This is a genomic window from Pseudomonas sp. LPB0260 (assembly GCF_013388395.1).
On sequence record NZ_CP058247.1, the window covers coordinates 335,668 to 356,081 of the forward strand.

The 20,414-nt window shown below is 58.4% G+C and carries 13 protein-coding genes and 3 pseudogenes; 6 read left to right on the forward strand and 10 right to left on the reverse strand.

Annotated elements, in window-relative coordinates; genetic code table 11:
- The first annotated feature begins 110 nt into the window (after positions 1-110).
- A complete protein-coding gene (locus tag LPB260_RS01420; protein ID WP_208706870.1) occupies positions 111-1,103 on the forward strand; it encodes a hypothetical protein in 993 nt (330 codons plus the stop codon).
- A gap of 183 nt (positions 1,104-1,286) precedes the next feature.
- Here the strand turns inward: LPB260_RS01420 and LPB260_RS28945 are convergent, their stop codons facing one another.
- The 5 genes and pseudogenes from LPB260_RS28945 to LPB260_RS01440 form a co-directional block, all read right to left on the reverse strand.
- The gene (locus tag LPB260_RS28945; protein WP_371926156.1) at positions 1,287-1,478 is read right to left on the reverse strand and encodes a hypothetical protein; all 192 of its coding nucleotides are present in this window, start codon (positions 1,476-1,478) and stop codon (positions 1,287-1,289) included.
- Positions 1,479-1,575: 97 nt separating this feature from the next.
- A pseudogene (locus tag LPB260_RS29240) lies at positions 1,576-1,671 on the reverse strand (hypothetical protein); the annotation flags it as partial.
- 60 nt (positions 1,672-1,731) lie between these two features.
- Positions 1,732-4,518: pseudogene (locus LPB260_RS28950) on the reverse strand (tetratricopeptide repeat protein); the annotation flags it as partial.
- Positions 4,515-4,979 (reverse strand): glycine zipper domain-containing protein, encoded by a 465-nt coding sequence (locus LPB260_RS01435; protein ID WP_208706873.1) that lies wholly within the window; start codon positions 4,977-4,979, stop codon positions 4,515-4,517. The gene LPB260_RS01435 and the pseudogene LPB260_RS28950, both read right to left, overlap by 4 nt.
- Positions 4,980-5,453: 474 nt before the next feature.
- Positions 5,454-6,987 (reverse strand): IS3 family transposase gene (locus LPB260_RS01440; protein ID WP_371926102.1). Its coding sequence is split into 2 segments (ribosomal slippage): positions 5,454-6,501 and positions 6,500-6,987, totalling 1,536 coding nucleotides; the frame shifts between segments, so codons are not numbered across the junction.
- 287 nt (positions 6,988-7,274) lie between these two features.
- Between LPB260_RS01440 and LPB260_RS01445 the strand changes: the two genes are divergently transcribed.
- The 5 genes from LPB260_RS01445 to LPB260_RS01465 all read left to right on the forward strand — a co-directional run bounded on the left by LPB260_RS01445 (position 7,275) and on the right by LPB260_RS01465 (position 12,961).
- Positions 7,275-7,547, forward strand: a complete 273-nt coding sequence (locus LPB260_RS01445; RefSeq protein ID WP_256625435.1) for a hypothetical protein — start codon at positions 7,275-7,277, stop codon at positions 7,545-7,547.
- Between the two features lie 91 nt (positions 7,548-7,638).
- A complete protein-coding gene (locus tag LPB260_RS01450) occupies positions 7,639-8,607 on the forward strand; it encodes a DUF932 domain-containing protein (protein WP_208706874.1) in 969 nt (322 codons plus the stop codon).
- Positions 8,608-8,682: 75 nt separating this feature from the next.
- Positions 8,683-9,687, forward strand: coding sequence for a YqaJ viral recombinase family protein (locus LPB260_RS01455; RefSeq protein ID WP_208706875.1), 1,005 nt, complete (start codon positions 8,683-8,685; stop codon positions 9,685-9,687).
- Positions 9,688-9,780: 93 nt separating this feature from the next.
- Positions 9,781-10,716, forward strand: coding sequence for a hydrolase or metal-binding protein (locus LPB260_RS01460; RefSeq protein WP_208706876.1), 936 nt, complete (start codon positions 9,781-9,783; stop codon positions 10,714-10,716).
- A gap of 553 nt (positions 10,717-11,269) precedes the next feature.
- The gene (locus tag LPB260_RS01465; RefSeq protein ID WP_208706877.1) at positions 11,270-12,961 is read left to right on the forward strand and encodes a DNA cytosine methyltransferase; all 1,692 of its coding nucleotides are present in this window, start codon (positions 11,270-11,272) and stop codon (positions 12,959-12,961) included.
- 13 nt (positions 12,962-12,974) lie between these two features.
- Here LPB260_RS01465 and LPB260_RS29245 read toward each other — a convergent pair.
- The 5 genes and pseudogenes from LPB260_RS29245 to LPB260_RS01485 all read right to left on the reverse strand — a co-directional run.
- Positions 12,975-13,268 (reverse strand): annotated as a pseudogene (locus LPB260_RS29245) (very short patch repair endonuclease); the annotation flags it as partial.
- The gene (locus LPB260_RS01470; RefSeq protein WP_208706878.1) at positions 13,265-15,049 is read right to left on the reverse strand and encodes an AIPR family protein; all 1,785 of its coding nucleotides are present in this window, start codon (positions 15,047-15,049) and stop codon (positions 13,265-13,267) included. The pseudogene LPB260_RS29245 and the gene LPB260_RS01470, both read right to left, overlap by 4 nt.
- Positions 15,039-16,091, reverse strand: a complete 1,053-nt coding sequence (locus tag LPB260_RS01475; RefSeq protein ID WP_256625436.1) for a PD-(D/E)XK motif protein — start codon at positions 16,089-16,091, stop codon at positions 15,039-15,041. The genes LPB260_RS01470 and LPB260_RS01475 overlap by 11 nt, the downstream gene beginning before the upstream one ends.
- Positions 16,042-18,951: a Z1 domain-containing protein gene (locus LPB260_RS01480; RefSeq protein ID WP_208706879.1), complete on the reverse strand. Its 2,910-nt coding sequence runs from the start codon at positions 18,949-18,951 to the stop codon at positions 16,042-16,044. Before LPB260_RS01480 ends, LPB260_RS01475 begins: the two co-directional genes overlap by 50 nt.
- Positions 18,948-20,405: an ATP-binding protein gene (locus LPB260_RS01485; RefSeq protein ID WP_208706880.1), complete on the reverse strand. Its 1,458-nt coding sequence runs from the start codon at positions 20,403-20,405 to the stop codon at positions 18,948-18,950. The genes LPB260_RS01480 and LPB260_RS01485 overlap by 4 nt, the downstream gene beginning before the upstream one ends.
- Between the last annotated feature and the right edge of the window lie 9 nt (positions 20,406-20,414).

A 20,414-nucleotide genomic window follows, 5' to 3' on the forward strand; every position in this document is an offset into this window, starting at 1 on the left:
CTGAACCTGCCAACGAGCATTGCGCTATTACCTCCGCTGTGACATGTCGACGCCGATCCGAACCTGGCGCAGCCCCGGGCAGCACACCACATACGTGAAAGGAGGCGGTCATGACCACCCGGTTCTTGTCAGCTTTTCTGCTTATGTTCTCCGTTGATCTAATGGCAGCCGAAGTGTGGATCGGACGCCCATCGTCCAGCTACTACTTCGGCCAAAACCTCGGCCAGGTTATGGCTTCACAGCAGAATGCAGCCCGCTCTAAAGGCGAAGCCCAGGCACGAATTGCCCAGGCACGCCAGGCGTTCTTCGCGGCAAAACCTAATACGCCTGAGAATGAAGCGGCAGGCCGGAACTTCGCTGACGCGCTGTTCGGGAAAGACATCTTCTACCTCTCGCTTTACGTGGCAGAGGGCGTCAACGAGAAATCTGCGCGCCGTGTCCATGGACTGGACCTGTTCACTGGCGGTCCGCTTGACGGAGGGATTCCTTCCGATGGCTGGTTTGCCTTCGCCACATGGGTTGATGGTGTGCGCGCCTCTCTTGGGGCCCCCACAAACGGCCAGCTCTTGATCGTCAGTTCTCCGGATAAACTGCTGCAGGCATTGCGGGACAACCAGAAGCTGTACGAAAAATATCGCATCAAGCGAGACCGGCAAGAACTCAATCATGGCAAAAGTCAAGATGAGGCTGATCGCTGGGCAGAGTATGCCCGCGCCAAGGAAGAGGCTGCCAAGGCCCGCGCGCCGGATGGTGGCGCGCCTTTGCACAAAAGTGAGATCAAACCCTTCGCGCCTGAAGTGCAATTCGCAAAGTCCTACTACCTGGCATCCTCGGAATTACGCACCCTTCTCGCTCAGTCGGCCTCGAGCGGCCAGCGCATGCTGCACTGCTCTTACGGGCCGCTAGTAACCTGGGAGGGAAAGCGCGGCTTCGACGAGTACATCTTCTGGTATGAGCAACGACCACTGACCTTCATGGACATCGTGAGGGCTGATAACAAAAAGATTCTGATGTTCGTATCGAACGATGCTATTCGAGAATGCCCGCCCACAGATAAAAGCGCCAAGGAACAGCGTATGGCCTCTCGTCTAGACGCCAACTAGTGAGGCCAAATTCACCAAACTATTTGTGCTTGCCGAAGCCAGGATCATGGTCCAGCTTGCACGAATCCCTATTCCGCTCATATAGGCAAAACCGATGAAAGGAAACTCGCAGGGTTCCATGGAACGAAGCCAACCATGGCATCCACCATAGTGCAAAATGCAAAAGGAATCGCAGCCTCCGCTTCACTCTCCCACACCGGCCAGCATCTGCAGTCTCTCCTTAGCTTTGGCATGCCCCTGATCGGCGGCCAGGCGATACCAGTACGCCGCCGTTTGCAGATCTTTCGCCACTCCGAGGCCATTGGCATACCTGGCGCCCAGGTTGAACTGCGCATTGGCATTTCCCTGCTCGGCCGCCTTGCGGTACCAGGCCACCGCTTGCCGATCATCCTTTGGCACGCCTCGGCCGTTGGCATTCATGACCCCGAGATTGAACTGCGCATTGGCATTTCCCTGCTCGGCCGCGAGGCGGTACCACGCCGCCGCCGAAGATCAGGCGCTTGTCGCCGGACAGGCGGTAATAGTCGAGCAGGTAGTTGCAGTCTTCCACGCAGTAGTCCTGCGGCACGCCTCGACCGAGGTCGTACATGACCCCGAGCTTGAACTGCGCATTGGCATTTCCCTTCTCGGCCGCGAGGCGGTACCACTTCATCGCTTCCTTGTGGTCCTGCGGCACGCCTTCGCCTTTGGAATACATGTTGCCCAGGTTGAACTGCGCAGCGGCACCGCCCTGCTCGGCCGCCTTGCGGTACCAGGCCACCGCCTGTACCAAGTCCCGCTCAACGCCCCGCCCGAAGTTGTACATGACGCCCGTGTAGAACTGCGCGAGGGCATCGCCCTGCTCGGCCGCCTTGCGGTACCAGATCGCTGCCTGGCGCTCATCCTTCGGGATGCCATCCCCCTTGGACTGCATTTCCGCCAGGCGCTTCTGCCATTTGACAGACTGCTCTGCAGCCTTGCTGTACCACAGAACTGCCAGCTGCAGATCCTTGGCCACGCCACGACCCGCTGCATACCGATCGCCCAGGCCCCACTGCGCGCCAACGTCGCCTTGTTCGGCCGCCAGACGGTACCAGTGGAATGCCTTCTGTTCGTCCTTCGCCACGCCGTCGCCGCTGTCGTACTTCATGGCCAGGCGTATCTGCCAAAAGGCGTCGCTCTGTTCGGCCGATTTGACGTACCAGGCCTCTGCCTGCCCCTCATCCTTGGGTACGCCACGCCCCTCGGCATACATGTTGCCCAGGCTCCTGAGCGCTGACGCATTTCCCTGCTCTGCTGCCTTGCGGTACCAGATCAGCGCCTGCTGGTCGTCTTGCCTGATGCCGTCGCCTTTGGCGTATCTGTAGCCCAGATTCCACTGGATGGAAGCATCGCCTTGTTCGGCGGCCCGGCGGTACCAGACCTCCGCCTGCTGCGGATCCTTGGCAACACCTTCGCCTTTGGCAAACCGGTCGCCCAGGCTCTCCATGTAGTAATCGCCACCCTCTTCGGCTGCCCGGGTGAACCAGGCCAGTGCCTGCTGCGGGTCCTTTTCCACACCGTTGCCGGCGGCATACATTTCGCCAAGATTTACCAAGGCTGGGGAACTACCCATCTCCGCCGCCTGGCGAAACAGGGCCAGGGCCTGCGGGTAGTCGCGAGGGACGGCGCCACGGCCACTGGCGAAGCGTTCCCCGACTTCATTCGCTTCACTGCCCCCCTGCTCAAGGGCCCTCTGGTACCAGGCGATGGCCTGCTGCGCGTCCTTCTCCACTCCTCTACCGTCGGCATACATGTCACCCAGCGCCAGTTGCGCTTCGGTGTCGCCCTGGTCGGCAGCCTTGCGATACCAGTACAGGGCCTGCTGCAGATCCTCGCGAATGGCTTCACCGTCTGCGTATTTTTCCGCCAGTTGCACTTGCCAGTAGGCACCACCCTGCTGGGCCGCCTTGCGGTACCACTGCTCCGCCTGCTGCGCATCCTTGCTGACACCCAGACCTTTGGTGTAGCGGTCGCCCATGAAGTCTAGCGCCAGCGCTGATCCCGACTCGACTGACTTACGGTACCAGGCCCGGGCCAGCTGTTCGTCCTGCGCCACGCCCTGCCCTTTGGCATATCGGTCACCCAGGCTGAACTGAGCCTGTACATGCCCCTGCCCGGCCGACTTACGATGCCAGGTCAGTGCCTGCCGCTCGTCCCGCGCTCCCCCCTGGCCCTGCTCGTACATCAACGCGAGGGAATACTGCGCGTATGCATCGCCTTGCTCGGCAGCTTTCTGGTACCACAGTCTGGCTTGCGCATTGTCCTGAATGACTCTCATGCCATTGGCGTACATGTATCCCAGCCGATTCTGAGCCTCGGGCTGACCCAACTCAACCGCCTTGAGATACCAGGCCAATGCCTGTGCGTCATCCTTCAACACGCCGTTGCCATCGGCATACATCCACCCTAATAAGAACCTGCCCTGGTAACTGCCTAGTTCTGCAGACTGGCGGTACCACTTCAGCGCCTGCTGGTAGTCTTGAGCGACACCCAGGCCCAACGCGTACATACGCCCGAGATTAGCTTGCGAGTCTGCATACCCCAATTCGGCCGCCTTGCGAAACCAGACAAGCGCCTGATGGTTGTCCTTTGCGACCCCATTGCCGCGGTAGTACATTTCGCCCAGATTGTTTAGGCCGCTGGCATTATTCTGTTCAGCCGCCTTGCGATACCAGGCCAGCGCCTGCTGGTCGTCCTTCAATACACCCCGTCCATCCCGATAAAAGGTACCCAACTTATCCTGTGCCACCGCATCGCCCTGCTCGGCGGCCTTGCGCATTGCCTCGAACTCCGCCGGATAGTGCTGGACGGGGTCATCCGCATCGTCCGGTGGAGCAAGGACGACGACTGGCGCCGCCGGCGCAACGGCCGCCGCACTTGTCTGCGGACTCTGGGTTGGCTTGGCGGCCACCGGCGGCGGAGGTACGACCTGGTCGGTTGGAGTTACAATAGGCGCAGGAGTGGGTGCGGATTTCGCCAGGTTGGGCGCCTTCGCCGGAGGCTGCGCTGGCTCCTTGGTGGTTTGCTGCTGCTTCGCCGGCTTGGACTGAACCATCACCCAGCCGTCGGCCTTGCGTGCGGTGGCCACATAGACCTTCCCTCCATCGACCAGCGCCACCAGGCTGATGGCGTAGGCCTGCGGGCATTCCATTTCCGCTATCACCCTGGCCCAACCCATGGCCTTGCGTACCGCGCCGCCATCTTGCAGATCACTTTTCTGCCGGGCGTAGATCCGCAGCGGCAGGGTGCCGGAACAATACTTTGGGTCGAGGTCGATGCTGACGCGCATACCGGGATAGCCGGGCAGCGAAAGGGTCTGCTGGTTGGCTGATACCACGCCAGCTGCGAACAAGGGGAGCAACGCCAGCATCCAGGTCGATCGTTTCGGCGTCATACCGCCTCCCAGCCGTTCGGCCCCTTGCACACAGTCACGTCTTCGCTTTCGTTGCGCCCATCGGGCAACTCGACCGACTGCCTGACGGTACGGCAGTTGCTGGCCGTGGTCGGCGTACTCGTCGGGGCGTTCGCTACCGGTGTGGTGCGGATGGTGGTTCCAGTGTCGGGATTGCGCACTTCCTGCGGGCGTCCGCTTTCGGCGGTCTGCACGGTAGCCGTAGCCATCCGCTGCTGGTCCTGGTCATCAAGATAACGGCCGATGCCATAGCCGACCAGCGCACCGACCGCCGTGCCGATGGCGATGCTCGCAGCGCGGTTGGAATCCTTGGACAACTTGGCGCCGGTCAGGGCGCCCAGCCCGCCACCAATGAGTACGCCGATATTCTGTTTGTTGCCCGTCGAGCTACAAGCGACAAGAAGCGTACACATGAGGACAAGACAAAGGTACCGGGTAGTCATACGGGTCTCCCAGGGCGTTTCTAGCGCCAGCACTTGTTGAAGTTCACGCGTGCATCCTGAGAAACGGACGGACAAGGGACAACAAGTGACCCGAACCAGAAGAAAGCTACGTAACCGCTCCGCTCAATGCCCTGACACGCCGAGAACGCGGAAACCCACTGCCGTAACTTCGAATTCAGAACACCGAACCTTCACTGCGATCCTCAAAGCAGGCTCAGGCGAAACCACACACATTCAGAAGAATAGATGTGATTTCGCAGGGTTCAATTTGCCATCATGAGAACAGCCAGCGGCATGACGAATGGCACCCAGGATGCCTGGCCGCAGTTTTGTCGAATCCTACCGCTCGCAGGTAGAGCAAAGCAGAACGCTGCCCCTCCATCTATCCGGGCTGACTGCCATGGGTTCTATTGCGTGAAATCTGGAGTAATTTTCAGCGCTCGCAACGTCTCAGATTTCAATCTCCGGCGATTTTCAAGGTAGTTGTCGCGTGAGCGTGTCACGCTCCGGGTTCAGGCACACGATCGGTGCCAGCGACCAATCCCTGATGTTGCCACTCCAGCGCTCCGGATGCAGTGCGCGCGCCGCCTCGTACAGCCCGATACGCTTGTGCAGCAGCTCTTCTGCCTGGCCAGCATGCCGCTGCGCCGGCGTCACAAACTTCAGCGCGCTATGGCGATGTTCCTGGTTGTACCAGTCCACGAAGCGGTTCACCCAGTTCCTGGCCTGCGCCAGCGTATCGAAGGGCCGCTCCGGCCACAGTGGGCAGTACTTGGCCATGCGGAACTGGGCCTCGGCATAGGCGTTGTCATTGCTCACCCGGGGTAGGCTGAACGAGGGCATCACCCCCAGGTTCTGCATGGCCGCCAGCATGGTCGAGCCCTTCATCGCGCTGCCGTTGTCCGAGTGCAGTACCAGCGGCTGGCCGGCCCGCCGTTCACGCAGACAGGCCTGGCGCAGCAGTTGGGCGGTCTGCTCGGCGCTTTCCCTGGCATGCACCTCGTTGGCCACCAGCTTGCGGCTGTAGATGTCCTTGATGTACCAGTAGAAGTAGCTGCCCTTGACCGTGGTGGGCAGCCAGGTGATCTCCCAGCACCACAGCTGGTTCGGGCCATTGGCGACATGGGTCGTCAGCGCTCGCTTCACCGGTGGGCGGATACGGCCGCGCGGGTGCTGCTGCTCGGCCTCCCTCAGCACCCGGTAGAAGGTCGACTCCGAGGCCAGCCAGGTGCCCCGATCGGCCAGCCGCGCCACGATCTGATGGGGTGGCTGGCTGGCAAACTCGGGCTGGTTGGCGACTTCCAGCACGCGGCGGCGCTCTTCCTGACCCAGCTTGTTGGCCGGTGCCGCTCGTGGTGTCGAAGGGCGCCGATCCTCCGGGCAGTGCCGCCAGCGCTGCAGACTGCGCAACGACAGGCCCAGTTCGGCAAAGGCCTGCGCTCGCCGAGCTCCCGCCACCATGGCTTCTTCGATCAACTGCAGGGTTTTGCGGCGATCCGGGGCGCTGATCATGCGTCCTCGTCCTTTCCCCAGAGCGCCTCGGCTTTTTTCGAAACACCAGTAGGGCAGCAGCTTCTGCCAGCGCCGCGTCCTTGCGCCGCAGCTCTCGATCCAGCTGCTTGATGCGCGTCTTCGCGACCTTGTCCTCTTCGCGTTCGCGTCGGGCCTTGACTGGCTGAGCCGGACTGTTGGCCTGCTCGCAGGCTTCACGCCAAGCCTTGACCTGCTCGACATACAGGCCTTTGCGCCGGCAATACTCGGCAAGCTCCGCCTCGTTGAGACTGGTGCTTTCCAGCACCACCCGAAACTTGTCCTGGCTCGACCACTGATCGGCCTGCTTTCCCTCTCCCGGCACCACTGCCCCCGCTGCTCTGGCCTGTTTGTGCCAAGCATACAGCGTGGCATCGGTAGTGCCTGTCGCTTCCTCCAACTCCGGCACTGTCCGGTTCCGCGGCGGCATCATCTGCCGCACCACCCACTCACGATGCTCTATCGGATAACGCGCCACACAGCTCTCACTTCCGCCCACCGACCAAGACTCATCGAATCAACTCACACGACAACTATCCTGACGCGGCGGGTCTCTTCCGACGACTTTCTCGGACTGAAGTTGCAAAAGGGCTTTTTCATGTATCGGTCGGCTGCTGCCGTTGGAGCGGACCGCCCGAACAATTGCGATTAGGAAAAATTTCAATCCTACATCACTGCTATAACGTCCCCACCATGGAGCATCAGACCATGTCATTGCAGTGCCCTCGCTGTTACTCCCCCAAAGTCGCTTCCTTCCATCACGCCATGAAAGTCGGCGCTGCCATCGGCACCGTGGGCGGCGTTGCGCGTGGCGTCAGCGCTGCCCTGGCCGGAGCCCAGGCCGGGGCAGTTCTCGGTACGTTCGCCGGGCCTGTCGGCATCTCCCTCGGCTCCGTGTCGGGCGCCATTCTCGGCGGTCTGGCCGGCGGCGTGGGCGGCTGCGTGCTCGGCGCTCAACTGGGCGAGTCGCTCGACCGTCACGTCCTGTTCCACAACCTCTGCCTGCTCTGCGGTCACCGCTTCAATCTGCCGGCCTGATCGGCCCCTCTCCTCCATCCACTCGCTCGTCCGGTCGGTGCCGCGCCTCGCGCAGCGCTTTATGCCGGCTGCACCCAAAGGAATCGTTCACATGGCACATCTCATCGAAACCATGGCCTACGCTGGCGCCGCTCCCTGGCACGGCCTGGGCAATCAACTCACCCAGAAACAACCCATCGAAGTCTGGCAACGCGAAGCCGGCATGGACTGGCAGATCTTGGAAAGCCCCGTGCACTTCAAATCGGATGCCGTCGGCCACCTTGGCGCCATCCACTCATTCCCCGAACAGAAGGTGCTGTTCCGCTCCGACACCAAGGCCCCGCTGTCGGTGGTCTCCAAGCGCTACCACACCGTGCAGCCGCGCGAAGTGCTGGAGTTCTACCGGGATCTGACCGAGGTCTCCGGCTACGAGCTGGAAACCGCCGGAGTGCTCAAGGGCGGCCGCAAGTTCTGGGCGCTGGCGCGTACCGGGCAAGGCGCCGCACTCAAGGGCCACGACCAGGTCAACGGTTACCTGCTGCTGGCCACCTCCTGCGACGGCACCCTGGCCACCACGGCCACGCCGACCACCGTGCGTGTGGTGTGCAACAACACCCTGACCATCGCCCTGGACGGCACCAGCAAAGCAATCAAGGTACCGCACAACACTCGCTTCGATCCGAAGGCGGTGAAGCAACAACTCGGCATCGCCGTCTCGCAATGGGACGACTTCATGTACCGCATGCGCGCCCTGGCCGAGCGCAAGGTGCAGTGGCACGAAGCGCTGGGGTTCTTCATGAACGTGATGTGCGAAACCAGTCCGACCGCCGCCCTGCCGGAGCAACTGCCCAACGAGCGCGCCCTGCGCAAGGTCCAGGAGCTGTATGAAGGCCTCGGTCGCGGCAGCCAGCTGGACTCGGCGCGCGGCACCGCCTGGGGCCTGCTCAACGCCGTGACCGAGTATGTCGACCACGAACGTCGGGCGCGCAGCAACGAGTACCGCATGGACTCGGCTTGGTTCGGCCAGGGCGCACAGATCAAGCAACGCGCTCTGGATAACGCGCTGCGGCTCGCCGCTTAACCCTCCCTCACATCCACCCTCGCGCCCGGTCAGCCTCGTGCTGGTCGGGCGTCTTTATGTCCGCAGGTGAATACGATGAAAGCAACCACATTGAACGGCAGCACCCACAAGAAGCACCCGGCCCTGCGCCTGGTCAGCACCAAGGAACTGCCCCGCGAGGACTGGCTGCAGATCCGCAAACAAGGCATCGGTAGTTCGGATGCCGCCGCAGCCGTAGGCCTGAATCCCTACAAGTCGCAGCTGGAGCTGTGGCTGGAAAAGACCGGTCGCGACTCTGGGCTGCCGAAGGCCGAGCCCCAGGATGAGGAAAGCCCGCTGTACTGGGGCAACGTGCTGGAGCCCATCGTGGCCCAGCACTACAGCAAACGCACCAAGAACAGGGTTCGGCGTATCAACGCCGTGCTGCAGCATCCAGATCCTGAGCTGCCCTGGATGCTGGCCAACCTCGACCGCGAGGTGATCGGGGCCGACGATGTGCAGATCCTCGAATGCAAGACCGCCGGCATAAACGGCGCACGCCTCTGGAAGGAAGGCGTGCCCGAGTATGTGCAGCTACAAGTGATGCACCAGCTCGCCGTCACCGGCAAACAGGCGGCAGATGTGGCCGTGCTGCTCGGTGGCCAGACGCTCGAGATCCACCGCATCGAGCGGGACGAGCCAATGATCGCGCGCCTGATCGAGCTGGAGCGCAGGTTCTGGCAGTACGTGGAAACCGACACGCCACCGCCGGCCGATGGCACGGACTCCGCCGAAGCGGCCCTGCGCTGCCTCTATCCGGAGGACAACGGCCAGGTCGTCGACTTCAGCGGCCATGCCGGACTGACCGCTGCCTTCATCGAACTCAAGGCCGTGCGCCAGTCGATCTCCGACAAGGCAAAGCGCGAGACCGAGCTCAAGCAGATGCTGCAACAGGCCATGGGCGATGCCAGTCGGGCGGAGTTCTCCAGCGGCTACATCAGCTGGCGCAAGGCCAAGGACAGCGTCGGCCTGGATGTCGCGCAACTGCTCAAGGACAAACCCCACCTGCAGGCCAAATACCCGCTGCTGAAATCCGGTGCGCGACGCTTTCTGATCGGCTGAAACCAAACTCCCTCATCCCTTCCCTCCCCTTGGCCAGTCCGTGCCGTTCGCGCGGCGTGGCTGGCCCTTTTTTTCATTTCCAGGAGAACCACCATGCTCAAAGGTCTGGCTATCACCCCGCCGGTGCTCGGGCGGATTTCCATCGGCAAGGTCATCGAGAAGAACGGCAAGCGCCTGCCGGAGAAGGATGATCAATTCACCATCACCTCTCAAGTGCAGGGCAAGGATGGCTGGCTGCTGCACCCGCTCAATGACGAGCTACGTCAGGGCAAGGACGACAAGTTGCGCAGCATTCCGGTACGCCTGCTGTTCAACGAACCGGAGCTGAACTTTCGCGCCGACTACACCTTGTTCGACCGGCAGTCCGGACGGCCGCTGTGCGTGGGTAATGGCGAGACCTGCAAACGCGTTACCCAGGACGGCATGCAGTCGCTGCCCTGCCCTTCGCCGGACGCCTGTCCGCTGGCCAAAGGCAATGCCTGCAGGCCCTACGGCCGGCTGAACGTGGTCATTGGCGATGACGATCCGCTGGGCAGCTTCGTGTTCCGTACCACCGGCTTCAACAGCATCCGCACCCTCGCTGCCCGGCTGCACTACTTCCAGGCCATTTCCGGCAACCGCCTGGCCTGCCTGCCTCTGGAGCTGCGTCTGCGCGGCAAGTCCACCCGGCAAAGCCATGGCACGCCGATCTTCTACGTCGACCTGACAGTACGCGGCGGCCTGGACATGGCCGAAGCGCTGCAGGCCGCCAATGAACTCGATGCACAGCGGCAGGCGGCTGGCTTCGACCAGCCCGCACTGGATGAGGCGGCACGTCGTGGCTTCGGCAACGGCGCCTTCGAGGACAGTGAGGAAGACGTCGGCGTCATCGTCGATGAATTCTTTTGTGCAGGGAGCGAACGAGCCCAACCGCCAACAATCCGCTTGGCAACGACGAACAACTCCTCGTTAGCAAAGACGCTGGACAGCTTAACTATTGAAGAAAAGCCTAGCTTAGGCACTTCTTCAGGCGACACCTACTTTAAATAGGGGAAATGGCCATGGTGTTAGTAAGATTCCTAGTAGCGCTGCTATCATTCATCGGCATGCTTGCGAGCGCTGGAGCTCTAGTGCTAGCGGTGATTCTGATGCTAAGATTTCCACCGTTCCTAATCGCAGTTAGTATCGCCTGCCTGATTTTTATCAGCTTTTCCAATCACAAGCCTACTCTCAAGAGAAAAGTATAAATACGGTGTACATGGGGGCCACCGCCCCCACATTAGCTATCATTTTTTAGTGATTTAGCTGCCAATGAAATTAATACCGGCCGATTACTTTCGAGCAACAGGACAAAAAATGCCCCAGCTGTCTGATTCAGCTGGACAACTGTAGAAAGCTATAATCCGACACCCGAAGCCCAAGCGATCAACTGGCTTGATTACCCTTTACAGTCCCGCAAGACGCTCTCACCTTACAAAAGTCTTCCTCATTTCTTGCTCACTACGCTGCTAACCTGGTACCATTCGGCGCTTATTAAGCGCGCCCAGCTAGCGCATTATGGCGCTCCTCCCATCTCTGCAAATTAGACGCGTCGGCTAAATCAATGGAAATTAAAAATCCCATCCCTGTCATCGATCTCTTCGCTGGACCGGGTGGACTAGGGGAGGGATTCTCCTCCATCGGCGGCCATGAAAAAGGAGCACGCAAATTCCAGCTGCGTGTCTCAATCGAGAAAGACCCAGTGGCCCACGCCACTCTTTCCCTTCGCGCACTGTTCCGAACTTTTCCTAAAGGCGAGGCTCCTGATGCCTACTACCAATATATTCGTGGTGAAATATCTCGTGAAGAGCTGTTCGCACATCCGAGTATTCCGGCAGAGGCTCTTGAGGCGGCTCAAGAGGCAAAGCTAGCAGAACTTGGCAAGACCTCACACCATGAAGTTGATCAATGGATTAGCAATGCTCTGTGCGGTGCAGAAGAATGGGTCCTAATTGGAGGCCCTCCTTGCCAAGCATACTCAGTAGCAGGCCGAGCGCGCCGAACCCGTGAATGCCAAGAGAAATTCGAGAGCGATGAGAAGCACTTCCTGTACAAGGAATATTTACGAATAATTCGCGAATTTCGACCAACGATCTTTGTCATGGAGAATGTTAAAGGCATTCTGACCTCCAAACACAATGGTTCGCACATATTCCAAAAAATACTCGAAGACCTCTCCTCTCCTGCGGAGAATCTTTCTTACCGCATACGCTCCTTTGTCGTTCCTGACGATGTGGAAGCATTGGACCCACATGATTTCGTAATCCAAGCAGAACGTTATGGCCTTCCGCAATCAAGGCACAGAGTTATCCTGTTCGGAGTTCGGGCTGACGTTGCATTAATATGCCCTGCTCTATTAGAGCGCCCTCAAAATTTAGTGTTGGAGCGCAGCCAAGCCCCCTTCACCGTCGCACAGGCTTTATCTGGCCTCCCCCCCCTACGTAGCAAAATTTCTAGAGGTGCTGACTCGCTTGAAGCTTGGCACTATGCACTAGAGGAGGCCTGCACTATCCTTCTGCGCCCCTATGAAGCCGGAAGACGCGAGCTAATAGATACAATGAAAGAAGCAGCAACCGACGCCCGAAAATTAAGCTCTAGTGGCGGTCGCTTCATACCTTGCAGCGTAACGCCCAACAAGATGACCGGCAAACAACGCGAGTGGTTCCTTGACTCTAGACTTAAGGGCGCGTTACAGCATGAGGCAAGAAGCCACATGCGTTCTGACCTACACAGGTACCTCTTTGCAGCAAGCTTCGCAAAGCTGCGTAAAGAGTCTCCCAAAATTCATCAATTCCCTGAGCAGCTCCTGCCTGCTCATGAGAACGTTACTTCCGAATCAGTACCTTTTAGTGATCGCTTCAGAGTTCAAATGGCAGATAGCCCATCCACTACCATTGTTGCTCACATAGCTAAAGACGGCCATTACTACATTCACCCCGACCCGAGCCAGTGCCGGAGCTTGACTGTTCGCGAAGCCGCACGACTGCAGACATTCCCTGACAATTACTTCTTTGAGGGCAACAGAACACAGCAGTACACTCAGATCGGAAACGCTGTACCGCCACTTCTCGCACGCAAAATCGCCGGTATTGTCGCATCGGTCATCGACTCATATCGGGCGGCGAAAAATCGCCAAACCTTTCAGAGCCCCTTATCCAGACAGATAGGCGATCGGGAAATGCCTCCAGTGCCTGAGCGTCTCGAGTCAGGCACTCCCACACAACGACAAGGCGCCAACCCGCCTCAGCCAACTTAATTTGCACCCTACGATCCCTTTCAACATTAGCTTCGAGCTTGCTCTGCCAAAACTCGGATCGAGTGGAAGGAATTTTGGCATTGGAACAACCTTGATGCATGTGCCAAAAGCAGCCGTGCACAAAGATCGCGACTTTCCACTTAGGAAGAACGATATCAGGAACTCCGGGCAAGTCTTTCCTGTGCAGCCTGAAACGATAACCTGCCTTGAAAAGGACGCGACGCACAAGCATTTCTGGCTTGGTGTCCTTTCCCCGTATTCCCGACATCATTCGGCTGCGGACCAGTGTATTAACTACATCCGTCACAATCCTCCCCGACGCGCCTCTGGAATATCAATGGAAGGGGCAGAAAATGGCCGGGAGAACATGGCCTCTCGACACTCTGGACGCTTCGCCCATTCAGAGATCATTCTGCCGTTGGCGGTCTCATGAAGCCGATCATTGACCTCCCGAACCCAGATTTCAATCTGCTCAACAAGCTGAGGAGATATACCTTGTCTATTCCAGATCCGCTCGAGATCAAAAGACTCGCCATAGGTTTTTGAGACCAACGCAACAGTGTAAGCAGTAACGTTGGCGAGAAAGGCTGGTACCAATGGCCGCGCCGCCTTATGGACTGCCTTGAAAATTAATGCTTTCGAGACAACAGCCTTGAAATAGGCAACATCAGGAAGGAAAGCCTTCCCTTCAGCTTCCAGTTCAGCCATGCGGGACATGAATCGATCAAAGCACTTCTGTGCGCCAAGACTGACAACTTCAGCTTGGCCATCCCACGCCATGAGGTATTTTGCCAACTCGGTTTTAGTAATTTTCCTCGAGGTTGGCACGGATTCCTTCAGCGCGCGAAGTTTGGCAGGGGTCACTCCCTCTCGGGCAAGAAGAGTGTTGTAACTACCTGCCGCCCTCTCATAGAACCAGCGCCCAGTACCATCGGGGCAGTAGACCGAGAGCGATATCCGCTCAATATCGACATGAAACGGTTTATTGGCAGACAGGTCTGATTGACGCACAGAATTTTGACTATTTGCATATCGAGATATATCGGAAACAAGAGACTCCTCTTTTGAAGGATCCTCCTCTTTCATGACGATGATTTTGGCTGGCACGCGAACCCTACTCAGATCCGTATCTGCATATTTTTTCTTGGCAAAGAAAATTGATGCAGTAGTCTGCCCGCCATTAACGATTTGCATCCCCCGCAACCAAACTATGCCGGGCGAACCATCTGCGGCACGGTCAAGCCGCATTTCATCAGCGACCAATACAATTCCGTTGTTGTATGCCATGAATCTTTCCGGGGCATTCCGGAGGGTATTCTGAAGCCCTGCATTCACGCCCCGGGCCTTCACGCTCAAGAATGAGCGGACATTGGCCTCAAGTAGACGGGAGCCGAACTTCTCATAGACAAATCGAAGCGCCTCACCAGGAATTGCAGTCAGTGCGTAATCATAGTCCCCGGTGTCACCTGGAACAAAGACACAGGGTAGCGGGGACCCGGATACCTCATTGAAGTCAACGACAAGCTCATCACGTGGCTTACCTTCGGAGCGATGCCGAAATAACCGTTCGATGTCCATGACTTCAAGCTTCACGTACTTTCCACCAACGTCTCGGGCTTTGAAGCTCTTCGACTTGGCGATACCGTCCGTGAGCACGTAGACACGGACCTGCTCAAGCCCGTCGTAAATTTCCCGAATCGTCAGCGCAAGGGAATGGACGTCGCTTGACGGATCCAGCTTATCGGCGATGCGCCCTGCTGCACAGAGCTCCAAGAAGCGAACACACTGAGCCGCCGCGGTTTTCACGTCTTGGTCGGGTATCGGCTTCAGGCCTTCGAAACCCTCGTAGAGACTTACAAAAAGGTCAAGCTGGTCGGCCTCTTCAGACATGGCATAGCCACTCAAACGCAGATTGGCATTGCCGACCTTCCCTTGAAAGTGACATACGACCGGCTCGAAGGTCATTCCGACATCAACGAGGTGCTGCATCACTACTTCAGAGAAAACGAGCTCAGCGAAGGGGGACCCGTCGCTCATCTGAACCGCTATCTCGCCCCTGGTCTCAGAGAAAAACTCATCAAGCGTCATCCGTTACTCCTAGTAGTCTCAGAGCCGCGTCGAGATCCGAGAGGAAGTCCCCGGCGTGGTCCAGATTGATTTCATATAGGGCCCGCGTAATACCCATAGGAACGGATCCCGGGGTCAGCCGCGGAAACCCCTCGGACACGGAGAGAATTCGCCTCTCCTTCAGTTCGAACCTACGGGTGTAATGGCTCGAATGACCTTCGTAGTATCCGGAAACCATGAGCCGCTCTCTGAGGAAATTGGCCGCCCCTGGCTCTGCCCAAAGGCGTCGCTCGATATCAGCAACCATTTCTGGAATGGTGAGTCCATCTTCCCCATGCGAAAAACGAACGGCCGCAAGGAAAAGTGGCGACACCACAGAGTCGTCCAACTGTTCAAGGGAGCCTATTTTCACCGGGAAGCCAGCCGAGGACATCGTCGCCTTAACCTCAATCGCTCCGTCTCCCAACAGGAAGTCCTGCGGGGCATCGTCGGGCCCCACCCAGCCACTCAGCACCTCATCAGTAGGAACTCTTGAGTCCAGAAGAGCGGCTAGGAAGGCGAGCTCACCCGCCAGACCTAACTCCGCCTCGAGACTGAGAGAATTCGCACCACGCGACATGAACTGCTGCCAAGCAACTACTCGCCCGATTAAAACCCGCAACAACTTGGCTTCGACAACACCAGTAGCAACGGCATCGTCTATAGCTCCAACCACATCACAAGCCATTGCAGTGAAAAGCTCAGCGCTTCCGTCTGCTTGGCGAGTCAGCGCCAACCTAAGCCCCCCATCATTTGTCGAATCTGCTCTCTCGACCGAAAAGCCTTGCCCCTCAGGTAACTTCTCGGTGCGAGCCAGCCTGGCAGTCGGAAAGTAGAACAATATCGCCTCGGCGTTGGCCGGCGAACGCCTCCCCGCCTGCACTTCGACAGGACCGGCAGAAGGCAAGGAAATTGCCTGCCAACCTGGAGTGGAGTCATGTACAGACAGAGAGGCCCAAGACAGCAGAAACTCTTCACTCGGACGGGCCATATTCTTGCATCCAGTAAAGAAGGTTAACTTCATACTCCACACTGATCGGATTGTCGCTGGAAGGAAACGCGATAGCGAAAGCCATGATTGGCTTGCTCCACCCGGGAACGAGGAGCCGCTCAGGTGTTTTGTCCTTGTAAAAATAGGGAGTGAGTGGGTACAGCAACAGCAACCCGCATTCCACATCGCCTCCGAGCTTTCCACGAGCTTCGCGGATGCCTTTACCACTAGGGAAGTCCGGCAGCTTTACCCGCCCACGCGCCGGATCAGGCTTCCAAGAGGCACGGGTAAGATCTAACGCTTCGCGCCAGGCATCGTCGCCAAGGTCGATACCTTCATCCTTGGGGTCAGTGAGCACACCGATAGCGAAGTTCTTAGGATCAATCCTCTCGATATCGGCAGAGTCCTCGGTCTTGCGAATCGAATAACTCTTCGATGGATCCCCGCCGGGGAAGATATGCGGATCGCCGTCGCCATTGCCGCCGCCGAGCAACGCGATGCTCCACTTCTTCAATTGCCCGGTGTCGACCATCTTGGTGATGAACTCCGACAGCACAGCGGCCTTGGCGCTGGTGGCATTCGGATGAGTCGCATACGCACCAAGAAAGGTGAGCACCTTAGATACGTCTACATTTTTCCAGAGACGGGCACTTGGCCAGGAGTCCGGATCACCATCGCGGCTATATTTCGGTGACTCTTCCCATGGACCAGTTAGCGACCCGATCAAGGCGTCGGTCGCGTCGAGGTTCTGCTGCTGGATTTGGGCATCGCGGTGAAAGAGGATGGTCTGCGGCCGGGTACCGCTGTAAGTCAGCGAAAGCGTCTGCGCGTTACGCATCTTCAAGGGAGAGGTGACGGTGAGCACCTCATGCGACATCACTTTTAGTCCGTACTGCTCCGGCGTCAGCTTAGCCTCAGCCATGAAGTCAAACTCTTCCCGCAGTTCCTCCGATGCGTCGGCAATGTGGCCGAACCACTTCACCAGATCGGAAGACGTGTAAAGGCGACACAAATCAAGGTATCCGGGGCGGTAGCCGAACCAGCGCCCCATTTGCATGAGCGTGTCATACATCTTCGTCGTGCGCACAAAGTAGCTCACACACAACCCTTCCAGCGTCAGGCCTCGGGCAAGCTTGTCGCCGCCAACCGCGATCACCTTAAGTGCCGCACCGGGTGTCGCATAGTCGAGTGCGTCCTTGGCCGTGCCGTTGATAGAGCGAATCTCAATGTCATGTAGCACGTCAGGCAAGATGGCGAGGACCTCGCCCCAGCTCGGCATGGCTGGCGGACGCTCCTCGGCGGGAGAGAGCTCCGCGACTTGGTCTCGGATGGGAAAGAAGTCCTCTTCCCACAGTTTGCGCAACTGACCTAGCAACTCCTCGGCCCCGATGCCGCGGCTGACCCTCTGGCGCATGCGGCGCACGACCTCCTCGATCTGTTCTCGCACATGGTTCTGCACGTCTACGTAGCGAGTGACGTGAACCAGCATGGAGCTGTGCTGATCCCCTTGACCGCGCAATTCTCGAACCGAGCAGGCCAGAACAAAAGCGCATATTGCTTCAAACAGCGAAGGCGGAATAGTTTCTTGCCCTTTATAGGTCGGGACGTGCGTCTTCTTGTGCTTGGGCGGCATCCACCCCGAGTCCCTCTCAGGATCGTAGTGATCCGCAATATTCCGGGAGAGGGGAAGCGCGCCCTTGCGCCCCTCCTTGGTAATCTTGCCAAACATGCGAGCAGGGCCCACATAGTTGGAAGGGGCGGCCAGGTTGATGATGAAAGACCTGGGGAAGAGGTCTGGGCCCTCTTTTGCCGTCACACCCTTGTGATGGATGAAGATGTTGGCGAATGGCGTCGCTGTGTAGCCGACGTAGGCCTTGCGCGTGAAAGCGTGCAACACTTGGCGAATGAGGCTGTTGATGGTCTTGGGCTGATGCTCTTCGTCCGGAGTGCCGTCATCGTTGAACATCTGCTCACCCGTATCGACGGATGCGTTGTCCGCCTCATCGTCGATCATCAGCAACGGGAGCTTGGTCACTAGCTTACGACCATCACTCGCGCTGGTGCTATCAGCCACACGCGTTTGAATCCAATTAAGCAGGGCCGTAAGAACCGTCTTCTGTTTTTTGACGACAAAAAGCCATGGCCGCTCTTCGGGCGAAATGCCGTGAAAGTGTTTGGCGATAGCCTTGCTAAAATCGCCGTTTTCCGCGCGTGTAGTTGCAGAGTTGGTCTTCAAATCTTCGCCGAACTCGGCCACGCCGATGGGCATGCCCGGATCACGATCGATCGTCGTCTCGTAGCCTAGGAAGCTTTCCTCTAGCCGCATCTGGGTCTGGGAACGCAGATTGTTGTGCATGCCCGCTAGCACGATGATGATCTTGTAGCCTGCGTCGGCGGCCTTGCAGATAAGCCCTGAGTAATTGCTGGTCTTGCCGGACTGCACATGTCCCACGACAAGCCCCCGGCGATCCCAGCTGTCTCCCCGCTGAGGGTCTTCCAGCAGACCGAGGATGTCGTCGGTGGCCTCATCAAGTCCTTCGACCACCGTATCGGAGAGCTTGGACTCCAAGAAGTCCCCGTAGCGCCTCCAGTAGTGCCAATCGCGCTTGCGAGCCGCAGTGAGCCAGTCGAAGTGGCCCGCATTGTCTTTAAGCGTGGTCGATTTTCCGATCCAGTGACTGAAGCGCTGGATCAACGTGACGACGGCCTTGCTCTGATCCACGACGTGCGGTGAATCGCCCGCAAACATTGCCGTCGCGAGCTGAACCTTCTCGGCAATGAAGGTCGGAGTAATCTTGGATTTGTCCTTCTCAGCCTTTACCAACCGCTGCGCGGTGGCTATAACATTTTCCAGCAGTTCAGCTTGCGCTACTGCCTCTTCCGCTGAGGTCATTGGCTCTCCCCTAATTTGGCGATCAGCGTTGGGTAATTTTGAAATGGTTCCGTCCTGAGCATCGACCTGCGAGCCTCTTCGATGCTTAAGCCCTTGCGCTCGATCAAGTCATTGAACAGTACGCTTGCGACCTCGATCACGGCAGCGTTAGGCTCACCCTCAAAGCCGGTTCGTGGTGTGTCTTTATTCTCGGCCGTATCGAGCCATATCCGCTGGACAGGTACCGTTTCTTCGACGACTCGCAGCATTGCCCGGACAAGGTCAGCTTTGCCGCCAACCGCTTCAATTACCGCAGCCACTGCCGGATGCCCCTCATCGATGCGGTAGCGCACACCGCTTTTGAACCGCTCAACACGCCATGCTTGTAGCTCGATCTTGAGACCGCCCGGACCGGGTATTGGCGTGCCACGAAAGGCAAAGACCCTTCTAGCTCTTTCTCTAGTGTCCTCAGCCAACCTGGTGAGCCATGGGCGTACTGTTACGGGCGGCCGTGCGGTTGACTTTTTGACATCAATTTTCCAAGTGGCGTCAGCAGTATTGGGGATATCCAACCTGATTCTGGCGAGCCGCTGAGGTTCCTCTCTGTTCCATGAGCGCCCCTGCCCAAGCCCAAGCCACCCCCCTGCCAGAAGCAAACGGCGGTTCCGGTATACGTAAAAGCCCTGCTGGGATACCCACCCTTCCGGCCCCCCTGCCTTACGGTACTCCTCTTCAGAAATCCGATCTTTGTGTGGCAGGACATGGCACTGCACCTCAACGAGACCGGACGGCGTGAGAGTTTGAGCGACAGGTGATTGCCACGGCTTAGCGGGGTGGCCTGTCATGAAGGGATCCCAAGGGCTCACCAATCTGTCGTTGATGAACAGCCGAAAAATCGGGTTTGGCCCTTCCAGCAATCGATGGAAGACCATTGCCAAACGTAGTTCTACGTCGTCGACCAAGTCCGCAAAGTGGTCGAGATCATAGCCGGGTGTAACAATGCGATCCAATCGTTCCCAGAGGACGATCGTTCCATGGCAGAGGGTCTCGATTGGCTCAACGAACGCATCGGAACCAAAGGCCGGCCCCTCAAACATCTTCCAACCACCGTCCTGCGATGCCGCAATGGCATCGAGATCCCAACGCAAACAGGAAACGGGGCCATCCATACTTCTGGATGCGACAGTAAGACAGCGGCATTGAGAGAAGGAGGCAGTTTTCAAGCCCATCCCGAAACGACCGAGATCAGTGGGTGCGCGCTCGTCAAGAGGACTCTTGGCACCAAGAGTCATGGCAGTCTCCAGTTCGGAGTCGTCCATTCCACGGCCGTTGTCCAGGATGGATATCCGGCTTTCCTGCCCATCCCATTCAAATTTCACACGAACCACTGTTGCCCCAGCTGACACGCTGTTATCAATCAGATCTGCCAAAGCAGCTGCTGTCGAGTAACCGAGGCCACGCAGGGCTTCCAGCATCGCCCCTGC

What these genes read in the sequence shown, in the direction of transcription:
- LPB260_RS01420 (WP_208706870.1), top strand. Translation starts at nt 111, where the DNA reads ATGACCACCCGGTTCTTGTCAGCTTTTCTGCTTATGTTCTCCGTTGAT.
- LPB260_RS01435 (WP_208706873.1), bottom strand. Translation starts at nt 4,979, where the DNA reads ATGACTACCCGGTACCTTTGTCTTGTCCTCATGTGTACGCTTCTTGTC.
- LPB260_RS01445 (WP_256625435.1), top strand. Translation starts at nt 7,275, where the DNA reads ATGAAAGTCGGCGCTGCCATCGGCACCGTGGGCGGCGTTGCGCGTGGC.
- LPB260_RS01450 (WP_208706874.1), top strand. Translation starts at nt 7,639, where the DNA reads ATGGCACATCTCATCGAAACCATGGCCTACGCTGGCGCCGCTCCCTGG.
- LPB260_RS01455 (WP_208706875.1), top strand. Translation starts at nt 8,683, where the DNA reads ATGAAAGCAACCACATTGAACGGCAGCACCCACAAGAAGCACCCGGCC.
- LPB260_RS01460 (WP_208706876.1), top strand. Translation starts at nt 9,781, where the DNA reads ATGCTCAAAGGTCTGGCTATCACCCCGCCGGTGCTCGGGCGGATTTCC.
- LPB260_RS01465 (WP_208706877.1), top strand. Translation starts at nt 11,270, where the DNA reads ATGGAAATTAAAAATCCCATCCCTGTCATCGATCTCTTCGCTGGACCG.
- LPB260_RS01470 (WP_208706878.1), bottom strand. Translation starts at nt 15,049, where the DNA reads ATGACGCTTGATGAGTTTTTCTCTGAGACCAGGGGCGAGATAGCGGTT.
- LPB260_RS01475 (WP_256625436.1), bottom strand. Translation starts at nt 16,091, where the DNA reads ATGAAGTTAACCTTCTTTACTGGATGCAAGAATATGGCCCGTCCGAGT.
- LPB260_RS01480 (WP_208706879.1), bottom strand. Translation starts at nt 18,951, where the DNA reads ATGACCTCAGCGGAAGAGGCAGTAGCGCAAGCTGAACTGCTGGAAAAT.
- LPB260_RS01485 (WP_208706880.1), bottom strand. Translation starts at nt 20,405, where the DNA reads ATGCTGGAAGCCCTGCGTGGCCTCGGTTACTCGACAGCAGCTGCTTTG.